The 1,461-nt window shown below is 46.7% G+C and carries 2 protein-coding genes; both read left to right on the top strand.

Annotated features, from left to right (window positions below; translation table 11 throughout):
* Nucleotides 1-174, top strand: a 174-nt coding sequence (locus tag ACTHUM_RS13945) for a putative quinol monooxygenase (protein WP_440403164.1), incomplete at its 5' end; no start/stop codon positions are given.
* A 61-nt stretch (nucleotides 175-235) separates the two neighbouring features.
* On the top strand, nucleotides 236-1,249 hold the full coding sequence (gene ilvC, locus ACTHUM_RS13940) for a ketol-acid reductoisomerase (RefSeq protein ID WP_070459226.1): 1,014 nt from the start codon (nucleotides 236-238) through the stop codon (nucleotides 1,247-1,249).
* Nucleotides 1,250-1,461: the final 212 nt, after the last annotated feature.

Genomic DNA, 1,461 nt, shown 5'->3' with positions numbered 1-1,461 from the left:
GACCTGCACCAAGAAATCGGCAAACCCAACCGTTTCGTATTCGTAGAAAGCTGGAAATCCCAAGCAGCTATTGATGAGCACAATGCCAGCGAACATTTCCAAAACTTCGTCAAATCCATCGAAGGAAAAACCGAAGCATTGGAAATCGTCTTGATGAACCAAGTCCCTGCCTAATCCCCTATTACTTTTAACTCAACCCGGATTATCCGGAACCCTCTTACACTAAGGAAATAAAATGCAAGTTTATTACGATAAAGACGCTGACCTTTCTCTGATCAAAGGCAAAACCGTTGCCATCATCGGCTACGGTTCACAAGGTCACGCACACGCAGCAAACCTGAAAGATTCCGGCGTAAATGTCGTAATCGGTCTGCGCCAAGGCAGCTCTTGGAAAAAAGCCGAAGCAGCCGGCCACGACGTGCGCACCGTTGCTGAAGCAACTAAAGCAGCCGACGTTGTAATGATTCTGTTGCCTGACGAAAACCAACCTATCGTATACAAAAACGAAATCGATCCTAACTTGAAAGAAGGCGCAGTATTGGCGTTCGCTCACGGCTTCAACGTACACTACAACCAAATCGTACCTCGCGCCGACCTTGACGTTATCATGATCGCCCCTAAAGGCCCAGGCCACACCGTACGCAGCGAATTCCTGAAAGGCGGCGGCGTACCTTCCTTGATCGCCGTTTACCAAGATAAAAGCGGCAAAGCCAAAGACATCGCCCTGTCTTACGCAGCAGCCAACGGCGGCACTAAAGGCGGCGTAATCGAAACCAACTTCCGCGAAGAAACCGAAACCGACCTGTTTGGCGAACAAGCCGTATTGTGCGGTGGCGCAGTTGAATTGGTGAAATGCGGCTTTGAAACTTTGGTTGAAGCCGGTTACGCTCCAGAAATGGCCTACTTCGAATGTCTGCACGAGCTGAAACTGATCGTTGACCTGATGTACGAAGGCGGTATTGCCAACATGAACTACTCCATTTCCAACAATGCCGAATACGGTGAATACGTTACCGGCCCTGAAGTAGTGACTCCTGCAACCAAAGCTGCGATGAAAAAAGCGCTATACCGCATTCAAAGCGGCGAATATGCGAAAATGTTCATCCAAGAAGGCGCAACCAACTACGCCAGCATGACTGCCCGTCGCCGTCTGAACGCCGACCACCAAATTGAAAAAGTGGGTGCACAACTGCGTTCTATGATGCCTTGGATCGCTAAAAACAAACTGGTTGACCAAGACAAAAACTAATCTGTCTTTCAAGCAAATGAAACCTGCCTGATTACTCAGGCAGGTTTTTTTATAATTTTAAAACCCAATACACTATAAACCTCACTCAACAAGGCCGTCTGAAGACAATATAAACAACATTTACCCCCAACCTCTATAAACTGTCTTTCATGATTCTCCTAAAATTTCCTTTTAAAAAAACATATTACGAAATAAACGACTATTTTCTATAC

It is taken from the genome of Neisseria sp. P0021.S006 (assembly GCF_051956895.1).
Note: the sequence above shows the minus strand (reverse complement) of the source record. Positions and strands in the feature narration are given on the sequence as shown.